The organism is Aeromonas sp. ASNIH2, assembly GCF_002934795.1.
GTDB lineage: Bacteria > Pseudomonadota > Gammaproteobacteria > Enterobacterales > Aeromonadaceae > Aeromonas > Aeromonas caviae.
This window is the reverse complement of sequence record NZ_CP026406.1, coordinates 2,322,770-2,340,000: the sequence shown is the minus strand read 5'-3', so window position 1 is coordinate 2,340,000 and position 17,231 is coordinate 2,322,770. Positions and strand designations below refer to the sequence as shown.

Below are 17,231 nucleotides of genomic sequence, written 5' to 3'. Positions count from 1 at the left end.
TGCCGTAGATGAGACCGAAGTTGATCGCCTTGGCGCTGCGACGCATGTCGCTGGTCACCGCATCGAGCGCGACGCCGAATACCTCGGCGGCGGTCGCCTTGTGGATGTCCTTGCCCTCGGCAAAGGCGGTCAGCAGCCCCTTGTCACCGGAGAGGTGGGCCATGATGCGCAGCTCGATCTGGGAGTAGTCCGCCGCCACCAGCTTGTAACCAGCGCACGGAATGAAGGCCTGCCGAATGCGGCGCCCCTGTTCGTTGCGCACCGGAATGTTCTGCAGGTTGGGGTCGGTTGACGAGAGTCGACCGGTCGCCGCCACCGCCTGGTGATAGGAGGTGTGCACCCGCCCGGTCTGCGGCTTGATCATCAGCGGCAGCTTGTCGGTGTAGGTGGACTTGAGCTTGGCCAGCCCACGGTGCTCCATCAGCAGACACGGCAGATCATAGGTCTCCGCCAGCTCGGCCAGCACCTCTTCCGCAGTGGATGGCGCTCCCTTGGGGGTCTTTTTGATGATCGGCAGCCCCAGCTTGGTGAAGAGGATCTCCCCAAGCTGCTTGGGCGAGGAGAGGTTGAACTCCTGCCCGGCCAGCTCGTGGGCCTGCTTCTCCAGCTCTGCCAGACGCACTTCGATCTCCTGACTCTGCTGATGCAGCAGCTTGGGCTCGATGGTGGTACCGAGTCGCTCCATCCGTGCCAGCACCGGCAGCAGGGGCAGTTCGATCTCGCTGAACACCTTGGCGAGACCCGGTTCGGCAGAGAGCTTGCCCCACAGCGTCTGATGCAGACGCAGGGTGATGTCGGCATCTTCCGCCGCGTAAGGGGCCGCCTGCTCCAGTTCAATCTGGTTGAAGGTGAGCTGCTTGACCCCCTTGCCGGCGATCTCTTCGAACGAGATGGTTTCGGCGTTCAGATACCTGCGGGCCAGGGAATCCATGTCGTGGCGGCTGGCAGTGGAGTTGAGCACATAGGATTCGAGCATGGTGTCGTAGGCGATACCCTGCAGCTCGATGCCGTGGTTGAGCAGCACATTGCGGTCGTACTTGAGGTTCTGCCCCACCTTGAGACGGGCCGGATCTTCCAGCAGCGGTTTGAGCTTGCCGAGTACCACGGCCTCGGTCAGCTGCACCGGCGCCCCCAGATAGTCGTGGCCGAAGGGCACATAGGCCGCCTTGCCCGGCTCGATGGCAAAGGAGACGCCAACGACCCGCGCTTCCATATAGTCGAGACTGGTGGTCTCGGTGTCGAAGGAAAACAGCGGCGCCGCCTGCAACCGTGCCAGCCACTCATCGAATTCGGCCTCATCCAGAATGCAGCGATAGTCGGTTTCGATGGCGGCTACCGGGGCGGCGCCTTCCTCATCACCTGCGGCTTCGCTCTCCTCGCCACCAGACTCCAGTTCTTTGATCAGGTTGCGCAGCTCGTACTCGCGGTAGACCGCCAGCAAAGCCTCCTTGTCGATGGGACCAAGCTGCAGCTCTTCCAGACTCTGCTCCAGGACCACGTCGGTCTTGATGGTGGCCAGCACGTAGGAGAGGCGCACCTGCTCTTCCTGCTCGCGGAACTTGTCGGCAAACGCCTTGGAGCCGCGGAAGCCGAGCGCCGCCACCTTGTCGAGGTTGGCGGCAATCTCGTCGATGCTGCCTATCCCCTGCAACAGGGCCAGTGCGGTCTTCTCGCCGACACCGGTCATGCCGGGAATGTTGTCCACCTTGTCCCCCATCAGCGCCAGGTAATCGATGATGAGCTCGGGCGGTACGCCGAACTTCTCGATCACCCCTTCCCGATCGGTCTTCACATCCTTCATGGTGTCGATCAGGGTGACATGGTCGGAGACCAGCTGCGCCATGTCCTTGTCGCCGGTGCTGATGAGCACAGGCAGCTGTTTCTCGGTCGCCTGACGGGCCAGGGTGCCGATCACGTCGTCGGCCTCCACCCCTTCGACCATCAGGAAGGGGAAACCCATTGCCTTGATCATCTGGTGGATAGGAGCGACCTGGCTGCGCAGATCGTCCGGCATGCTGGCGCGTGTTGCCTTGTATTCGGGATAGATGTCGTCACGGAAGGTCTTGCCCTTGGCGTCGAACACCACGGCCACGTGGCAGTCGGGGTACTGCTTGCGAAGGCTGCGCATCATGTTGGCCATGACACGGACGGCGCCGCTAGGCAAGCCGGTCGAGGTGCGCAGATCGGCCTGCTGCGAGGCAAAGAAGGCGCGGTAAAGATATGAAGATCCGTCGACCAGAATAAGAGGATTGCTAGAGGCCATGAAAATCGTCCTGCCAAGAATAAACAGCCGCTAGGATGCCACAGGGCCCGCACCACACCAAGGGGACTCCCACCATCACCCCGGCGCACCGGTGGGGCATATTGCTGTGGATAACTCTGTGCTCAAAAATGGCACCATTGCATCACGGCCGTGACAAATCTGTGGATTAAAACAAAAAATATCTTTTAAAACAATATGTTGAGATCATGAAAACTCAACATGACGCACGCATCATGATCTCGATCAATGTGGAAAAAAATTCAAGAGGGGTGCTGAGGCAGGATCCAAAACGAAACAATCCTAGCACAGGGAGATGACTTGACCAGCGGAGGTCGAACGATAACCATACAAAAGTACAACAATCTACCCTGGCTCACATTTTCAACAACGAGGAGTCTGTCATGAAAAAAGTGGCCGTGATCTTGAGTGGTTGTGGCGTGTTTGACGGCGCCGAAATCCACGAGGCCGTCATCAGCCTGCTGGCGCTGGCCCGTCAGGGAGCATCCGTTCAATGCTTCGCCCCCAATGTCCCTCAGCTTCATGTCATCAATCACCTGACCGGCGAGGTCAACGAGGGAGAGAGCCGCAACGTGCTGGTCGAGGCGGCCCGCATCTGCCGCGGCCAGATCAGGGATGTGGCTGAACTGGATGCAGCCGACTTCGACGCCCTGCTGGTGCCGGGCGGCTTCGGCGCCGCCAAGAACCTGTGTGACTTCGCCATCAAGGGCGCAGAGTGCCGCATCCAGCCGGATGTGCTGAAGGCCTGCCAGAGCTTTGCCAGAGCCGGCAAACCGGCCGCCTACATCTGCATCGCACCGGCCATGATCCCGCTCATCTATGGGGCAGGCACCCTGGCCACCATTGGCAACGACGAGGGCGCCGCCAACGCCATCGAAGCCATGGGTGGCAGTCATCTCGACTGCCCGGTGAGCGAGTTCGTGGTGGATCAGGAGCGCAAGGTCATCTCCACTCCTGCCTACATGCTGGCCAACAATATTGTGGAGGCGGCGGACGGCATCGAGAAGACCGTCAAACAGCTGCTGGCACTCTGATTGCCCGGCAGACCAAAACAAGCGGGCCGCTCAAAGAGCGGCCCGCTTTCATTCCGGTCAATCTAGACGGGATCAGATGGCATCGCCCATCTGGTCCATCTTGCCCAGCAGGGCACGCAGACGCTCTTGCCAGGCAACGTGCTCATTGCGCAGTTGGTGGTTTTCGTCTTGCAGCTTGCTGTTCTGCTCTTTCAGCTCGTCCAGCTCCATCTTCAGCAAGGAGATGTTGTCGACGGCGGATTGTACTTTGGATTCGAGTTGCTCAAGGACTTCTAGTGACATATGCATACCTGTATGTTCAATTGCGATGCCCCACAGAGGGCGATTCAAGCGCGTGGAGCCAGCATACCCTGATGCGCTCGGCACAAACAAGCCAGCACGTTGCAAAATGCGCCCTGCGGCCCGGTATTGATTAAATATGCGTCGGTTTTTCTCGCAGGCAGCAGGAACCTCGATCCCGGGCGTCCGCCGTGGCACAACCCGCCCTCCTGCCGATGCCGCCATCAGCCATGCAAGGCGATGAAGCCCCCCATCATCAGACAGGCCACGGCGTACATCAACAGGCCGTAGAGCAGGTTCCAGCGCAGCAGCAGCCCGGCGCTCAGGTTGTAGCGGGACGCCAGCGCCAGATTGGAGCCGGAGAGCGGGCTCGTCCCGGTCGCCAGCCCCCACCCCATGAGGAAGCACATGCCAAGCAGGCTGGGATCCGGTGCCAGCGGCCAGAGCAGCGGCGCCACCCCCGAGATGCTGATGAGAGGATGCACGCCCACTATGGCCACCAGGAAGATCAGCAGCAGGGTCAGACAGGCTTCCAGCCAGCCGAAGTGGTTGAACAGCGGCAGGCCGTGGCCACTGCCAAAGTCCAGTACTGACAGCGCGCTGTTGATGCCAGCCGCCAGCAGGCCGGCCCCCAGAAACAGCACAAGCTGGCCACCGATGGCCGGGAAGCGCTCAACCACCTGGCGCTTGAGAGCAGCCCCTCGCCCCGCTTGCGGCATGAACAGCAAGGCCGGCAAGGGCGCCACCAGGGCGATCACCGCCAGAATGCTGAGTCCGGGCCAGAAACGGTGGATCACCAGCACCAGCAGTGCCAGGGTCACCGGTAGCCCCAGGGTCTGGAGCCGCAGCGGATAACCTTCAAAGGTCTCCACACCGAGTCGCTCTACCTGCCAGGCTGTCAGCCCCATGGCCAGCAAAGCCGCCAGTATGCCAAAAGGCAGTATACTGCCCAGTTGCAGACCCGGTGCATAGGTGAGGGCCACCGCCATGGCGACGAAGAAGGGGGACCAAAACGCAGCCGCACAGAAGATCCGGCTCAGCACCATGACCTGACGCCGCTCCAGCGTCCCGTTGCGCTCCAGCCGATCGCCGATGATGAAGAGCACCGAAAGATTGATGACGGCCCCCAGCAGATTGAGGCTGGCCATGGTGCTCCACAGCCCCTTGCGACCGGACCAGGAGGCGGTGCCGGTCAAGAGGCCGGAGGTAGCCAGATTGAGGGTGCTCACTGCGGCAAACATGGTCAGCATGTTGATGTTCGGCAAGAGCCAGTCACCGGGGCTGAGGCTGGCCCCTCGCCACCAGGAAAAGAGCAGCAGCAGGAGCGCCGCGCCGTAGAGGGCCAGCGCCTGGCGCCGTGCGGCACCCACCAGCCAGGGCCAGGTGAGCAGGGAGGCGGCCCAGGCCGCGATGGCGGCGGGCCAGGGGGAGAAGTCCAGATAAAGGTGCAGCAGGTTGAGCAGCCACATCCCAAGGATCAGAAAGCCTGACCAGCGCTTGACCATACAACGGCCTCGGTCAGGGGATCAGAGGCACTGATCCATGTCCAGGGAAGGTTTGTCGCACTCGGGGCGGCCCACAATCCTGGCAGGCACGCCAGCGACCGTGGTGTGAGGCGGCACCGGGTTGATCACCACGCTGCCAGCACCGATCTTGGCGCCGACGCCCACCTCGATGTTGCCAAGCACCTTGGCCCCCGCCCCTATCATCACCCCTTCCCGGATTTTGGGGTGACGATCGCCACTCTCCTTGCCGGTCCCCCCCAGAGTCACACTCTGAAGGATGGAGACGTCGTTCTCGATGACGGCGGTTTCGCCGACCACGATACCGGTGGCATGGTCAAACATGATGCCCTTGCCGATGCGGGCGGCCGGGTGTACATCCACGCCGAACACCACGGAGATCTGGTTTTGCAGATAGAGCGCCAGGGCACGGCGTCCCTGACGCCACAACCAGTTGGCCACCCGATACCCTTGAAGAGCATGGAATCCCTTGAGGTAGAGCAGCGGGGTGGAGAAGAGGTCGACCGCCGGGTCGCGATCCTGCACCGCGCAGATGTCGGCGGCCACTGCGGCCAGCAGCTCGGGCTCGCTGCGCAGGGCCAGCTCGATCACTTCCCGCAAGGCGATGGCAGGCATGGTGGTGCTGTCGAGCTTGTTGGCGAGCTGGAAGCTCAGCGCCGAGCGCAAATCCCGGTGATTGAGAATGGTGGAATGAAAGAAGCTGGCCAGCATGGGCTCCTGGGCCGCCATGCTCTGCGCTTCCTGCTGAATTTTTTGCCAGGTTCTGGCAACCAGATCATCCATGTTGCAGCCTACTGTTGTTCAGGGTGAGTGCTTTGTCGTTCTTTTGTCAGCACCGAGATGGGGTCCATGTGAATGATCACATCCATCCGCTCGAAGGCCTGGCAGACGGCCAGTTCAGCCTCGTCGGCTATCTGATGGGCCCTGACCAGAGGCAGTTGATCATCGAGTTCCAGATGCAACTGCACGAAACGGGTCGGCCCGGATTGGCGGGTACGCAGGTCATGTACGCCATGCACCCCCTCTACGGCACAGCAGAGGGCCATTATTCTCGCTTGTTCCTCCTCTGGCAACTGACGATCGAGCAGGGCCTGCACCGATTCGTAGCCGATATGGACAGCCCCCCACACCAGGAACAGACCGATCAGAATGGCAAACAGGCCGTCGGCCCAGTACCACCCCAGCCCCGCCAACACCAGTGCCACCAGCACGCCGCCATTGAGCAGCAGGTCGGAACGGTAGTGCAGCATGTCGGCCTTGATGGCCACACTGTTGGTCTTGCGGATGACAAAGCCCTGGAAGCTCACCAGCAACAGGGTCAGCACGATGGAGCCGACACTGACCCAGATCCCCGCCTCCAGGCGCACCACGGGCACCTGATTCAGCATCGACGAGATGCCGTGCATCACCAGCAGCAGGGCGGACCCCGAGATGAAGGCCGACTGCACCAGACCCGCCAGGGACTCCGCTTTGCCGTGGCCGAAGCGATGCTCTTCGTCGGCAGGGGCCAGCGCATAACGGATGGCCAGCAGATTGATGAGAGAGGCGCTGATGTCCATGAAGGAATCGGTCAGGGATGCCAGCAGGCTGGATGAATCCGTCATCAGCCAGGCGATCAGTTTGCCCAGGATGAGCAGGGTGGCGGTGGTCACAGCGGCCATGCTGGCCAGGGTGACCCAGCGGGAATAGTGTTGGTGGCTCAAAACCGGCTTTCCTCCGACGCGTAAAAACTTATTATACCCTGACCCGGACGTCAGTTTGGCGTGCAAAATCAACAGAGTGACTCCCAGATGAACAAAATACTCCTGGTCGACGACGATCTCGAACTGACCCAGCTGCTCACCGAAATCCTGACCCTGGAGGGGTTTGAGGTCACCGTCGCCGAGGATGGGGAAGAGGGATTGCAGCGACTGGCAGAACAGGCTTTCGACCTGGTGCTGCTGGACGTCATGATGCCCAGACTCAACGGTTTCGCGATGCTGACCCGGCTGCGCAAGACCCACGACACCCCGGTGTTGATGCTGACCGCCCGTGGCGACAGCCAGGATCGGGTCAACGGGCTGGAGGCCGGTGCCGACGACTATCTCGCCAAGCCGTTCGACGACAGGGAGCTGCTGGCCCGGGTGCGCGCCATCCTGCGTCGAACCCAGAGCCAGGCTCCCCAGCGCGGCGGCAGCTCGGAAGAGGTGCGCTTCATGGATCTGGTGCTGCAGCCCGGCCTGCAACAGGCCCGCTGCGACGATCAGTTGCTGGAGCTCACCGCCACCGAGTTCGGCCTGCTGGAGTGCCTGCTGCGCAATCCGGGCCAGATCGTCAGCAAGGGCCTGCTCTCCGAGCAGGTGCTGGGCAAGAAGCTCGAACCTTTCGATCGGGCCATCGACATGCACCTGAGCAACCTGCGCAAGAAGCTGCCGGAGCGGGCCGACGGCCAGCCCCGCTTCAAGACGGTGCGGGGACGAGGCTACCTGTGGCTGGAGCAGGCATGAAATCGGCCCGCACCTTCAACGGCCTGTCCACCCAGATCTTCCTCTGGTTCTGGTTCATCCTGCTGCTGGTCGTGGCCGCGGTGGTAATCCTCCCCACCCTGGACCCCCGCAACATCATCCCGCTGCCGGCCCACGAGATCACCCGTCTCAACAACAACCTGGCGGCGCTGCAACGGGGTGCGGATCCCGAGCAGGATTTCGATCTGGCCAAGGCCATCGATGCCGCGGGCCTTTTGCCGGTGGACAACATCTATCTACGCGATGCCAAGGGGCAGATGCAGTCCAGCACCCGGCTAAGCAAGTTCGTGATCCGTTTCATGCTCGACTCGGACAACACGGCCAAGCCCATGCTGGGCAGCGAACACCAGCGCGCCATCGCCGGCCCCTTCCAGATGGTCCATCACGGCCAGACCTATCACGTCTATTTCGGTCTGAACGTCGAAAACTCCTACCTGTTCCTCTTCATCCAGATCCTGGATCACCCCATCCAGATCCTGGGCATCGCCATGCTGGTCAGCACCCCGCTCTGTCTGTTGCTCGCCTGGCGCCTGACCCGCCCCATACTGCAGTTGCAGCAGTCGGTCTCCCAACTCGCCCAGGGCAACCTGGAAATACAGATCCCCAACCTGGGGCGGCGCGACGAGATAGGCCAGCTGGCCGAACATGTCAGTCGCATGGTCGATACCCTCAAGGACATGATCCAGAAGCAGAAGCAGCTGCTCTCCGACATCTCCCACGAGCTGCGCAGCCCCCTGACCCGCATCCAGCTCGCACAGGCGCTGATCCGCCGCAAGCAGGGGGACAGCGCCGAGCTGGCGCGCATCGAAGGGGAGATAGCCCGGCTCGACAAGCTGATTGGGGATCTGCTGGATCTGTCGCGGGTGCAGCAACATGTGGAAGCGCCGGTGACGCTGCCCCTGGCGGAGCTGCTGGAGCCCATCCTGGACGATGCCATGTTCGAGGCAAACCAGAACGGCAAACAGCTCAGGCTCCCTTCCCTGCCCGCCGAATCCCTCACCATGTGGCCGGAGCTGCTGGCGCGCGCCCTGGAAAATCCCCTGCGCAACGCCCTCAAGTATGCCCGCGAGTTCATCAAGGTGGACTGGTACCGGGAGGGACGGGAATGGGTGATGACCATACGGGATGACGGCCCTGGCGTGCCGGTGGAGCAGCAGCCCCGGTTGTTCCTGCCCTTCTTTCGGGTGGACGATGCCCGCAACGCCAAGACCGGGGGCACTGGTCTCGGCCTTGCCATCGCCGCCGAGGCGATCCAGCGTCATGGGGGGACCATCCGGGCCAGCAGCAATCAGCCGACCGGACTGGTCATCACCATCCGTCTGCCCATGCCCTGACCTCCCCCTTTTCATCGGCACGGGTGCTGGGTATGCTGGCGCCCGTTTCGCACCAGCCCAGGATCCTTCCATGCTCGATATCGTGCTCTACCAACCGGAAATCCCCCCCAACACCGGCAACATCATTCGCCTCTGCGCCAATACCGGCTACCGGTTGCACCTGATAGAGCCCCTGGGGTTCGAGTGGGATGACAAGCGGGTCAAGCGGGCCGGGCTCGACTATCACGAGTTTGCCGACGTCAAGCGCTGGCCTGACTATGAGGCGTTTCTGGCGGCCGTCGCCCCCCAACGGGTCTTTGCCTGCACCACCAAGGGACGCACCGCCCACTCGGCGGCCCGGTTTGCCCCCGGTGACGCCCTGCTGTTCGGGCCCGAGAGCCGAGGCCTGCCTATGGAGATCATCGAGGGCCTGCCATTCGAGCAGCGGCTGCGCATTCCCATGCTGCCCCAGAGCCGCAGCATGAATCTGGCCAACGCCGTCGCGGTGTTCGTCTACGAGAGCTGGCGACAGTTCGACTATTCAGGCTCGCTCTGACCGCTGACGATATTGGCAAGGCGGCCAGGATTCAGACTGACTGCGCCGTCCCCTGCCCCGCCAGCAGCCGTCCATCACGCTCCAGTCGCCAGCAGAGCCAGCCCAGCGTCAGGCCACGACCGGCCATCAGGGCACTCATGGCGGCCCACAGGGCCGCCACACCCCATCCCTGGCAGAGCCACCAGATGGGAAAGAAGCCGGCAAACACCGCCACCAGCATGCTGTTGCGCATTTCCCGGGCCCGGGTGGCGCCGATAAAGACCCCGTCCAGCAGGAAGCACCAGACCGCCAGCAGCGGCATGGCCACCAGCCAGGGGAGCTGACGTTGCGCCTCGGCGATCACCGCCGGTATGTCGGTAATGTGGCGGATGAGCCAGTGGCCCCCCAGGGCAAACGAGAGGGTGAATGCCAGGGAGATCAGCAGCGCCCAGCCCAGATTGAGGACGATGGCCTCCCGCAGCAGCGGCCGATCGCGCCGCCCGATGGCGCGCCCTACCATGGCTTCCACCGCATAGGCAAATCCATCCAGCCCGTAGGAAATCAGCATCAGGAAATTGAGCAGCACCGCATTGGCGGCCACCGCCACATCCCCCAGCCTGGCCCCCTGCAGAGTCATGAACACGAAGCAGAGTTGCAGGCAGAGGGAGCGGATGAAAATATCCCGGTTCAGGGCGAGCAGCCGCAGCAGGGCCGGCCACTGGCGCCAGCGCTGCCAGGCGTTGTGCCACACCCCGGGATCAAGTCGGCGCAGATGCCGGCTCACCAGCCAGACCCCCACCCCGAGCGTGCTGTAATCCGCCAGCAGGGAAGCTGCGGCCACCCCTTTCACCTGCCAGCCCAATCCCAGCACGAACCAGGCATCCAGCACCATGTTGACGAGATTGCCCAGGATCAGCAGCAGCATGGGGCTGCGTGCATCCTGCATGCCCAGCAACCACCCCATGATGACCAGATTGCACAAGGCCGCCGGGGCGCTCCAGACCCGCACCGACACATATTGACCGGCATAGGTCTGTACCTCGGAAGAGCCGCCGCCGAGGGCGATGATGGCAGGCAGGAACGGCAGCAACAGGAGCAACAGCGCCATGCCCAGTCCGATCGCCAAGCCCAGGGCCCGCGCCAGGGTGTCGAGCTGCCCTTCGGCATGGGCTGCACCCTGAGCCTGGGCAGTCAGCCCTGTGGTGGACATGCGCAGGAAGCCAAGCAGCCAGAACAGCAGATTGATGAAGGTCGCACCGACCGACACGCCGCCGAGAAACCAGGCCTGGCCAAGATGACCGATCACCCAGGTGTCCACCAACCCCAGCAAGGGCGTGGTGACGTTGGTGAACACCATGGGCAGGGCCAGGGCGAAGACGGCTCGGTGGCGGCGAGGATCCTTCAACCAGGCGGGAATCAGCATGGTGCGCGCCGGGATCACTCGCCAGCCAGCCGCACGATGCGCGCGAAGTCGGCCACCATGGTCTGCATGTCCACGTGGGGCACCTCACCCGGTGCCACTTTGGGTCGGAAGGTGGCCACCAGCTTCCCCTCGGGGTTGATCAGCACGATGGAGGCGGAGTGGTCGATCAGGTAGTCCTTGCGATCCCCTTCCACGATGGAATAGACCAGCCCCAGATTGCGGACCAGAGGAAAGAGGGCACTGTGAGGTGCTGTCGCCGCCTTGAACTCGGGCTCGAAGAAGGCGGTATAGCTCTTCAGGCGGGCGCTGTCATCCCGCTGGGGATCCGCCGAGATGAATACCACCTGGCTAGTGGGGGCTATCTTCTTCAACGCCGGATAGACGCTGCGCAGATCCGCCAGCGTGGTCGGACAGACATCCGGGCAGTAGGTGTAGCCGATGAACAAAAAGCTCCAGTGTCCCGTCAGGTTGGCAGGGGTAAAGGGCTGTGCATCCGCATCCGTGAGGGCAAACGGGTTGATGTCTCGCCCCGCCGGGTAGTAATCGGCCTGTTCCGGCACCGCGGGCTGACTCCAGTAATAAGCCGCCGCAATGGCGCCGATGAACAGCAACAGCAGCAGGTAAAAGCGTGGTTTAACCATATAAAACAAAGCCTTGCTTATGTTAGAAGCCCAGGGGGGCAAAACCGGTAGGGGTCATTGTAACCCGCCTGCCCCCGCCGATGGCTAGTCTTGCATCCCGGCGGGAAAGCGTCTGTGCCATGGATAAGCCGCATCGGCGCCAAAACAAGAGCCCCGCTCTGGCGGGGCTCTTGTCTGTACAGGAAGAGGGATCAGGGCCGCAGCCTGTGCTGCGGCTGGGCACGTCTCAGGGGGACGCGCAGCGGGATGACGGGGGCAGTCCAGGGCTCATCCGGCAATCCGATGTCGTGATGACGGCGAAACAGACGAACCAGGCGGACAATCTTGTCTTTGGGGCACCCAAGCCAGATGGTCCAACCATCTCCCTTGTGATAGACCCAGAGCGCATAGAACCATGTCATCCGACTGCCCTTGATGAATCGGGTGATGGAAGATGCGGGCGCTGCGGCCGGCACCGGATCCCACGGCGAGCTTGAAGCCATACCTGTCCTCCTTGCTCAACAGGTCACGCTGACGGGTCTCTTTGTCCCCAACGACGAACCAACCACGGCAGCGTACTGACTGTACGAGTCCCCAGTCTGAGGCGACTCTCCCTTCTGCGCACCGACCCGGCGATCATGCATCCCTGCCATGGCGTACTGCCCGGTGCGACTCCCCCTTCCCTGATCACCGACCATGACAGGGGCCTTATCAAAGGATATATCCGAAATGCATGTCGTGCGGCGAGACTATGTGCACAGGAAGGAGAAGCGAAAAGATGGGGAGGAAGATGCCATCGGCAGATGAAAATGAAGAGGCCTCCCGCAGGAGGCCTCTTCATCGCATCGGATGTTTACATCCAGTCGGCGTTGCGGATCACGCCGACCGCCAGGCCCTCTATGGTGAGGTGCTGACTGGCGAGATCCACCTCGATGGGGGAGAGCTCTTCGTTTTCCGGCAGCAGCCACACCTGGCTGCCCTTGCGCTGGAAGCGCTTGACGGTGACGTCCTCGTCGAGCCGTGCCACAACGACCTGGCCGTTGCGTACCTCCTGGGTCTTGTGTACCGCCAGCAGGTCCCCGTCCATGATGCCGATGTTCTTCATGCTCATGCCCTGCACCCGCAGCAGGAAGTCTGCCCGCGGGTGGAACAGGGCGGGATCCACCTGGTAGTGGCTCTCGATGTGTTCCTGAGCCAGGATGGGTTCCCCGGCCGCCACCTTGCCGATCAGTGGCAGGCCGTTTTCTTCAGGCTGCACGTCCTCTTCTTCGAGCAGTAGACGAATGCCGCGGGACGTGCCCGGCATGATCTCGATGACCCCTTTTTTGGCCAGGGCCTTCAGATGTTCTTCGGCCGCGTTGGCCGACTTGAAGCCAAGCTTCTGGGCAATCTCGGCGCGAGTCGGCGGCATGCCGGTCTCGTTCATGTTCGCCTTGATGAGCTCGAGTACTTCAGCCTGGCGAGGGGTAAGGGGTTTCATAGCATGGGCACCTGTCTTTTTATACAGCACACTGGCAGTATATACAGTGCTGGGGCCAAGGCAAGGCGCAACTGGCATTTGTCGCGACCCGACGCACATTTGCCCCTCCCCCCGCTCTGAAGTGCCGACTCATCGTACCTCTCGGCGACAAGCAGCCGGTGATTTGCTATGCTCACGCCGCATTTTTTTGGAGAGCAGACGCACATGTCCCTTGGACAGAAGATTTCCAGAGCCATCCTGCAATGGCCGGTCAGCGGCTTGGTCAATCACAAGAGCCTGCCGGAAAACCCCATCACCGAGCTCAAGCTGGATCCGGCCAGACCCATCGTCTATGCCCTGAAGACCAGCTCGATCACCGACCTGATGACCCTGCAACAGTGCTGCGAGGATCTCGGCCTGCCCGGCCCCTTCACGCCGCTGGAGCTGAACGGTCAACTGCTGCCACGCTACGTCTGTCTGGATCGTCCGCCTCCCCTGTTCGGCACGCGCAACAAGCCACTCCCCTTCCTGCAGGAGTTCCACCAGCTGCTGGACCTGCACAAGCAGGATCCGGCGCTGGACATCCAGGTAGTACCCGTCACCCTGTTCTGGGGCCGCGCCCCGGGCCGGGAAGGCGAGGAGGCCTCCGGCTGGAACATCATCAGCAGCCTGGCGCCAAACCGCCTGAAGAAGGCGCTGATCGTGATCCTGAAAGGGCGCGAGAACCTGGTGCGCTTCTCCCCGCCCCTCTCCCTGCGCTACATGGCGGACAAGCACGGCACCGACGAGGCCATCGCCCACAAGCTGGCGCGGGTGGCCCGTACCCACTTCAGCCGCCAGCAGCTGGCCGCCACCGGGCCCAAGCTGCCGAACCGCAACCTGCTGTTCAAGCAACTGCTGGATTCGAGCGTGATCCAGCAGGCCATCGAGGAGGAGGCCAGACGGGAAGGGATCAGCCTAGAGAAGGCGCAAAAGCGTGCCCACGGCTACATGGACGAGATCGCCTCCAATTTCTCCTATCGGTTGATCCGCCTCGGCGAGAGCTTCCTCGGCTGGCTGTGGAACAAGCTCTATCGCGGCCTCTCGGTCAACGGAGCAGAGCAGGTGCGTCAGCTGGCCCAGGAAGGGCACGAGATCGTCTACGTCCCCTGCCATCGCAGCCACATGGACTACCTGCTGCTCTCCTACGTCATCTACCACCAGGGCATGGTACCGCCCCACATCGCGGCGGGCATCAACCTCAACTTCTGGCCGGCGGGCCCCATCTTCCGCCACGGCGGCGCCTTCTTCATCCGCCGCACCTTCAAGGGCAATCCGCTCTACAGCACGGTATTTCGGGAGTACCTCAACCTGCTGTTCGCCAAGGGCTACTCGGTGGAGTTCTTCACCGAGGGCGGGCATTCGCGTACCGGTCGCCTGCTGCCCCCCAAGACCGGCATGCTGGCCATGACCCTGCAGGCCATGATGCGCGGGCTGGACAGGCCGGTGACCCTGGTCCCCGTCTACCTCGGCTACGAGCACGTGATGGAGGTGAACACCTACCACAACGAACTCAAGGGGAGCCGCAAGGAGAAGGAAAGCTTCCTGCAGGTGCTCGGCATCCTGCGCAAGCTGCGCAACTATGGCCGTGGCTTCGTCAATTTCGGCGAACCGCTGACCCTCAACAGCTACCTCGGCGAACATGTACCCACCTGGAAGGAGAGCATCGGCCGGGAGGAACGTCCCGAGTGGATGGCCTCCACCGTCAACCAGCTGGCCGAGCTGCTGATGACCCGCATCAACGATGCCGCCGCCGTCAACGGCTTGACCCTGAGTGCCCTGGCCCTGCTGGCCGCCGAGCGCCACGCCCTGACCCGGGACGAACTCCAGGCCCAGCTCAACACCTATCTGGACCTGCTCAAGCAGGTGCCCTACAGCCCGCACAGCACCATGCCGGACGAGGACGCCAGGACCCTGCTGGAGCAGGCGATGGAGCTCAACAAGTTCGAGGTGAGCGAGGACAAGCTGGGCCAGATCATCAGCCTGGACCGCTATCAGGCGATCCTGCTCACCTACTACCGCAACAACATACTGCACCTGTTCGCCATGCCCTCCCTGGTGGCGGCCCTGATCGAGCGGTGCGAGGGGATCTCCCGCAGCGAGATCGTCGCCCGCTGTGTCGACATCTACCCCCTGCTCAAGACCGAACTCTTCCTGCGCTATGAAGAGGAGGAGCTGCCGGAACTGATCGATGCCCTGCTGGCCGAGCTGTTACGCCAGCAACTGGTCGAGGCACGCGACGGCGGCTACTGGGTCAACCCCGGCAACCAGATGCGCCTGCTGCTCTTGGCCGAAAGCATCCAGGAGACCCTGCAGCGCTACGCCATCGTGCTGACCCGCATGCTGGCCCAGCCCCACATCGAGGCGGAGCAGCTGGAAGCGGACGGCCTGATGATGGCGGAGCGCCTCGGCACCCTGCACGGCATCAACGCCCCCGAGTTCTTCGACCAGAAGCTGTTCAGCACCCTGATCCACACCCTGCGCAGCGAAGGCTATCTGGATCCGGGCTGCAAACCGGATCTCGGCCGCTTCCAGGCATTGGCCGACAATATAGTGCCGCTGCTCAGCAACAAGATCCGCCGCACCATCCAGGCGGGCAACCGGCTCTGAGGCGTCGACACCCAACAAAAAGGCCGCATCATGCGGCCTTTTTTCATCAAGGAAGGGGGCGGGTTAGAGGTAGTGAACCATCACCCCGAGCAGCACCAGCGCCCCCACGTAGTTGTTGTTGAGGAAGGCCTGGAAGCAGGCTTCCCGCTGCCGCTCCCGGATCAGTCGCTGCTGGTAGACGAACAGCGCCGCCGCCCCCAGCAGTCCCCAGTAATAACCGGATCCCAGCCCCATCAGCTGCCCGATCCCCAGCAGGATCAGCAGGGTCGCCAGTTGCAGCGCGCCGATGATCCGCTTGTCGTGACGGCCGAACAGGATGGCGCTCGATTTCAGGCCGAGCTTGAGGTCGTCATCCCTGTCCACCATGGCGTACTCGGTGTCATAGGCGATGGTCCACAGCAGGTTCGCAAGAAACAACAGCCAGGCTTCCGGCGGCAGGGCATTGGCCTGGGCTGCGTAGGCCATGGGAATGGACCAGGAGAAGGCCATGCCGAGCACCAGCTGGGGGATGGGGATGAAGCGCTTCATGAAGGGGTAGCAGACCGCCAACAGCAGACCGGCAAAGGACAGGCTGATGGTGAGCGGGTTCAACGTCAGCACCAGGGCGAACGAGAGAAGCGCCAGCACGGCAAACAGCACCAGCACTTCCCGCTCGGCGACCCGTCCCATGGGCAGCGGTCGCCCGGCGGTGCGTTTCACATGACCGTCGAAGTTGCGATCCGCATAGTCATTGATGACACAGCCGGCGGAGCGCATCAGGAAGACGCCCACCACGAACACGGTCAGGATCCAGGGGTCAGGCAGGCCACCAGCCGCCAGACAGAGCGCCCACAGGGTCGGCCACAGCAGCAGCAGGGTACCGATGGGCTTGTCGATGCGGGCCAACTGCGCATAGGCCAGTCCCCGCTCCTTGGTTAACAGCTTCACTCCAGCTCCTTATCCGATGGCAACGAATGAGACGATAGCGAGGGCAGGAAAAGTTCATGGACCAGCAGTGGCCATTGCCCCAGAAACAGGCGAGAACGACGCCCCCAGACGGTAGCGGCCGGACACCAGGGATTGCTCGCTATCTCGAAACAGGCCAGTTGCAGGTGATCCCGCCGCGCCGGTGCCTCACCGAAAATGCGCTCTCCCAGCGGCTGCTCTCCCAGATCCTGCAAACCGCCCCCCTGCAAGGCCGCTTCGGCAAACAGGGTCCAACCCAGGATGGCAGGCCCGCCATCACCGTGCAGGATCACCTCGCGGCACATGCCCACGGGGGCCGACACCGCCACCAGCGCCTGCTCGTCCACCGTCAGCGACACGGCGCGATTGCCGAGCAGTTGCACCGAGAGGTGATGATTGTAACGACGCAGGCGCCGGGTCATGGAATCGGCCTCCAGCAACCAGGGACGCAGCGCCTCGGGCGGTCCGCACTCTGCAGGCGCCCGCCACGGGACGAGCTGGGCGAGGGGAACAGTCAACTCGGACTTCACAGCTTCACCATCCGGAGATTTCCGTTGTCAGGTTAAAAACCGGTTTATTATCCGTAAATCAATGGCGAATTGTAAGAACATCCGTGCTTGACGGCCCCGATGGCAGCATCAAAAATGGGGCATCCGTCGCTGCCGA

General features: G+C 62.6%; 16 protein-coding genes (1 of these 16 cut by a window edge). 5 read left to right on the top strand and 11 right to left on the bottom strand.

The genetic code is table 11. The features are described from left to right. Positions 1–2,263, bottom strand: the 5' portion of a protein-coding gene (polA, locus tag C3F36_RS10975) for a DNA polymerase I (RefSeq protein ID WP_104455064.1). It extends 488 nt beyond the left edge of the window; only the first 2,263 of its 2,751 coding nucleotides appear in the window; it begins with the start codon at positions 2,261–2,263; the stop codon falls past the left edge of the window. A gap of 401 nt (positions 2,264–2,664) precedes the next feature. Between polA and elbB the strand changes: the two genes are divergently transcribed. Further along, complete coding sequence (elbB, locus tag C3F36_RS10970; RefSeq protein ID WP_048209468.1) at positions 2,665–3,315, top strand: isoprenoid biosynthesis glyoxalase ElbB; 651 nt, start codon at positions 2,665–2,667, stop codon at positions 3,313–3,315. 72 nt (positions 3,316–3,387) lie between these two features. Here the strand turns inward: elbB and C3F36_RS23595 are convergent, their stop codons facing one another. The 4 genes from C3F36_RS23595 to fieF all read right to left on the bottom strand — a co-directional run bounded on the left by C3F36_RS23595 (position 3,388) and on the right by fieF (position 6,820). Continuing rightward, entirely contained in the window at positions 3,388–3,597 is a 210-nt protein-coding gene (locus tag C3F36_RS23595; protein WP_010672454.1) for a cell division protein ZapB, read from the bottom strand. 221 nt (positions 3,598–3,818) lie between these two features. After that, positions 3,819–5,099, bottom strand: a complete 1,281-nt coding sequence (locus C3F36_RS10960) for a hypothetical protein (RefSeq protein ID WP_104455062.1) — start codon at positions 5,097–5,099, stop codon at positions 3,819–3,821. A 21-nt stretch (positions 5,100–5,120) separates the two neighbouring features. Beyond that, positions 5,121–5,900, bottom strand: a complete 780-nt coding sequence (gene cysE / locus C3F36_RS10955) for a serine O-acetyltransferase (RefSeq protein WP_010672452.1) — start codon at positions 5,898–5,900, stop codon at positions 5,121–5,123. Positions 5,901–5,908: 8 nt separating this feature from the next. Then, complete coding sequence (gene fieF / locus C3F36_RS10950) at positions 5,909–6,820, bottom strand: cation efflux pump FieF (RefSeq protein ID WP_104455061.1); 912 nt, start codon at positions 6,818–6,820, stop codon at positions 5,909–5,911. Positions 6,821–6,907: 87 nt separating this feature from the next. Between fieF and C3F36_RS10945 the strand changes: the two genes are divergently transcribed. From C3F36_RS10945 to trmL, 3 genes are all read left to right on the top strand, one after another. After that, on the top strand, positions 6,908–7,603 hold the full coding sequence (locus C3F36_RS10945) for a response regulator (RefSeq protein ID WP_010672450.1): 696 nt from the start codon (positions 6,908–6,910) through the stop codon (positions 7,601–7,603). Next, entirely contained in the window at positions 7,600–8,955 is a 1,356-nt protein-coding gene (locus tag C3F36_RS10940) for an ATP-binding protein (RefSeq protein ID WP_104455060.1), read from the top strand. The genes C3F36_RS10945 and C3F36_RS10940 overlap by 4 nt, the downstream gene beginning before the upstream one ends. Before the next feature lie 70 nt (positions 8,956–9,025). After that, positions 9,026–9,490, top strand: a complete 465-nt coding sequence (gene trmL / locus C3F36_RS10935) for a tRNA (uridine(34)/cytosine(34)/5-carboxymethylaminomethyluridine(34)-2'-O)-methyltransferase TrmL (protein WP_069784747.1) — start codon at positions 9,026–9,028, stop codon at positions 9,488–9,490. A gap of 31 nt (positions 9,491–9,521) precedes the next feature. Here the strand turns inward: trmL and C3F36_RS10930 are convergent, their stop codons facing one another. The 4 genes from C3F36_RS10930 to lexA all read right to left on the bottom strand — a co-directional run bounded on the left by C3F36_RS10930 (position 9,522) and on the right by lexA (position 12,992). Beyond that, positions 9,522–10,892, bottom strand: coding sequence for an MATE family efflux transporter (locus tag C3F36_RS10930; protein WP_104456036.1), 1,371 nt, complete (start codon positions 10,890–10,892; stop codon positions 9,522–9,524). Positions 10,893–10,906: 14 nt separating this feature from the next. Further along, positions 10,907–11,533, bottom strand: a complete 627-nt coding sequence (locus C3F36_RS10925) for an SCO family protein (RefSeq protein ID WP_039041144.1) — start codon at positions 11,531–11,533, stop codon at positions 10,907–10,909. Positions 11,534–11,724: 191 nt separating this feature from the next. After that, positions 11,725–12,015 carry a hypothetical protein gene (locus C3F36_RS10920; RefSeq protein ID WP_010672445.1) on the bottom strand — a complete coding sequence of 97 codons (291 nt, stop codon included), beginning with the start codon at positions 12,013–12,015 and terminating at the stop codon, positions 11,725–11,727. Positions 12,016–12,365: 350 nt separating this feature from the next. Next, positions 12,366–12,992, bottom strand: coding sequence for a transcriptional repressor LexA (lexA, locus tag C3F36_RS10915; RefSeq protein ID WP_010672444.1), 627 nt, complete (start codon positions 12,990–12,992; stop codon positions 12,366–12,368). A gap of 204 nt (positions 12,993–13,196) precedes the next feature. On the opposite strand from lexA, the gene plsB reads away from it, so the two are divergent. Continuing rightward, positions 13,197–15,620 carry a glycerol-3-phosphate 1-O-acyltransferase PlsB gene (gene plsB, locus C3F36_RS10910; RefSeq protein ID WP_104455059.1) on the top strand — a complete coding sequence of 808 codons (2,424 nt, stop codon included), beginning with the start codon at positions 13,197–13,199 and terminating at the stop codon, positions 15,618–15,620. A 63-nt stretch (positions 15,621–15,683) separates the two neighbouring features. Here the strand turns inward: plsB and ubiA are convergent, their stop codons facing one another. Beyond that, positions 15,684–16,547: a 4-hydroxybenzoate octaprenyltransferase gene (gene ubiA, locus C3F36_RS10905; RefSeq protein WP_042864636.1), complete on the bottom strand. Its 864-nt coding sequence runs from the start codon at positions 16,545–16,547 to the stop codon at positions 15,684–15,686. Beyond that, complete coding sequence (locus C3F36_RS10900; RefSeq protein ID WP_104455058.1) at positions 16,544–17,095, bottom strand: chorismate--pyruvate lyase family protein; 552 nt, start codon at positions 17,093–17,095, stop codon at positions 16,544–16,546. The genes ubiA and C3F36_RS10900 overlap by 4 nt, the downstream gene beginning before the upstream one ends. Positions 17,096–17,231: the final 136 nt, after the last annotated feature.

Coding starts and splice junctions, on each gene's coding strand:
- lexA (WP_010672444.1), bottom strand. CDS start 12,992: ATGAAACCCCTTACCCCTCGCCAGGCTGAAGTACTCGAGCTCATCAAG.
- cysE (WP_010672452.1), bottom strand. CDS start 5,900: ATGGATGATCTGGTTGCCAGAACCTGGCAAAAAATTCAGCAGGAAGCG.
- elbB (WP_048209468.1), top strand. CDS start 2,665: ATGAAAAAAGTGGCCGTGATCTTGAGTGGTTGTGGCGTGTTTGACGGC.
- C3F36_RS10940 (WP_104455060.1), top strand. CDS start 7,600: ATGAAATCGGCCCGCACCTTCAACGGCCTGTCCACCCAGATCTTCCTC.
- C3F36_RS10945 (WP_010672450.1), top strand. CDS start 6,908: ATGAACAAAATACTCCTGGTCGACGACGATCTCGAACTGACCCAGCTG.
- C3F36_RS10920 (WP_010672445.1), bottom strand. CDS start 12,015: ATGGCTTCAAGCTCGCCGTGGGATCCGGTGCCGGCCGCAGCGCCCGCA.
- C3F36_RS10925 (WP_039041144.1), bottom strand. CDS start 11,533: ATGGTTAAACCACGCTTTTACCTGCTGCTGTTGCTGTTCATCGGCGCC.
- C3F36_RS23595 (WP_010672454.1), bottom strand. CDS start 3,597: ATGTCACTAGAAGTCCTTGAGCAACTCGAATCCAAAGTACAATCCGCC.
- plsB (WP_104455059.1), top strand. CDS start 13,197: ATGTCCCTTGGACAGAAGATTTCCAGAGCCATCCTGCAATGGCCGGTC.
- C3F36_RS10930 (WP_104456036.1), bottom strand. CDS start 10,892: ATGCTGATTCCCGCCTGGTTGAAGGATCCTCGCCGCCACCGAGCCGTC.
- C3F36_RS10960 (WP_104455062.1), bottom strand. CDS start 5,099: ATGGTCAAGCGCTGGTCAGGCTTTCTGATCCTTGGGATGTGGCTGCTC.
- trmL (WP_069784747.1), top strand. CDS start 9,026: ATGCTCGATATCGTGCTCTACCAACCGGAAATCCCCCCCAACACCGGC.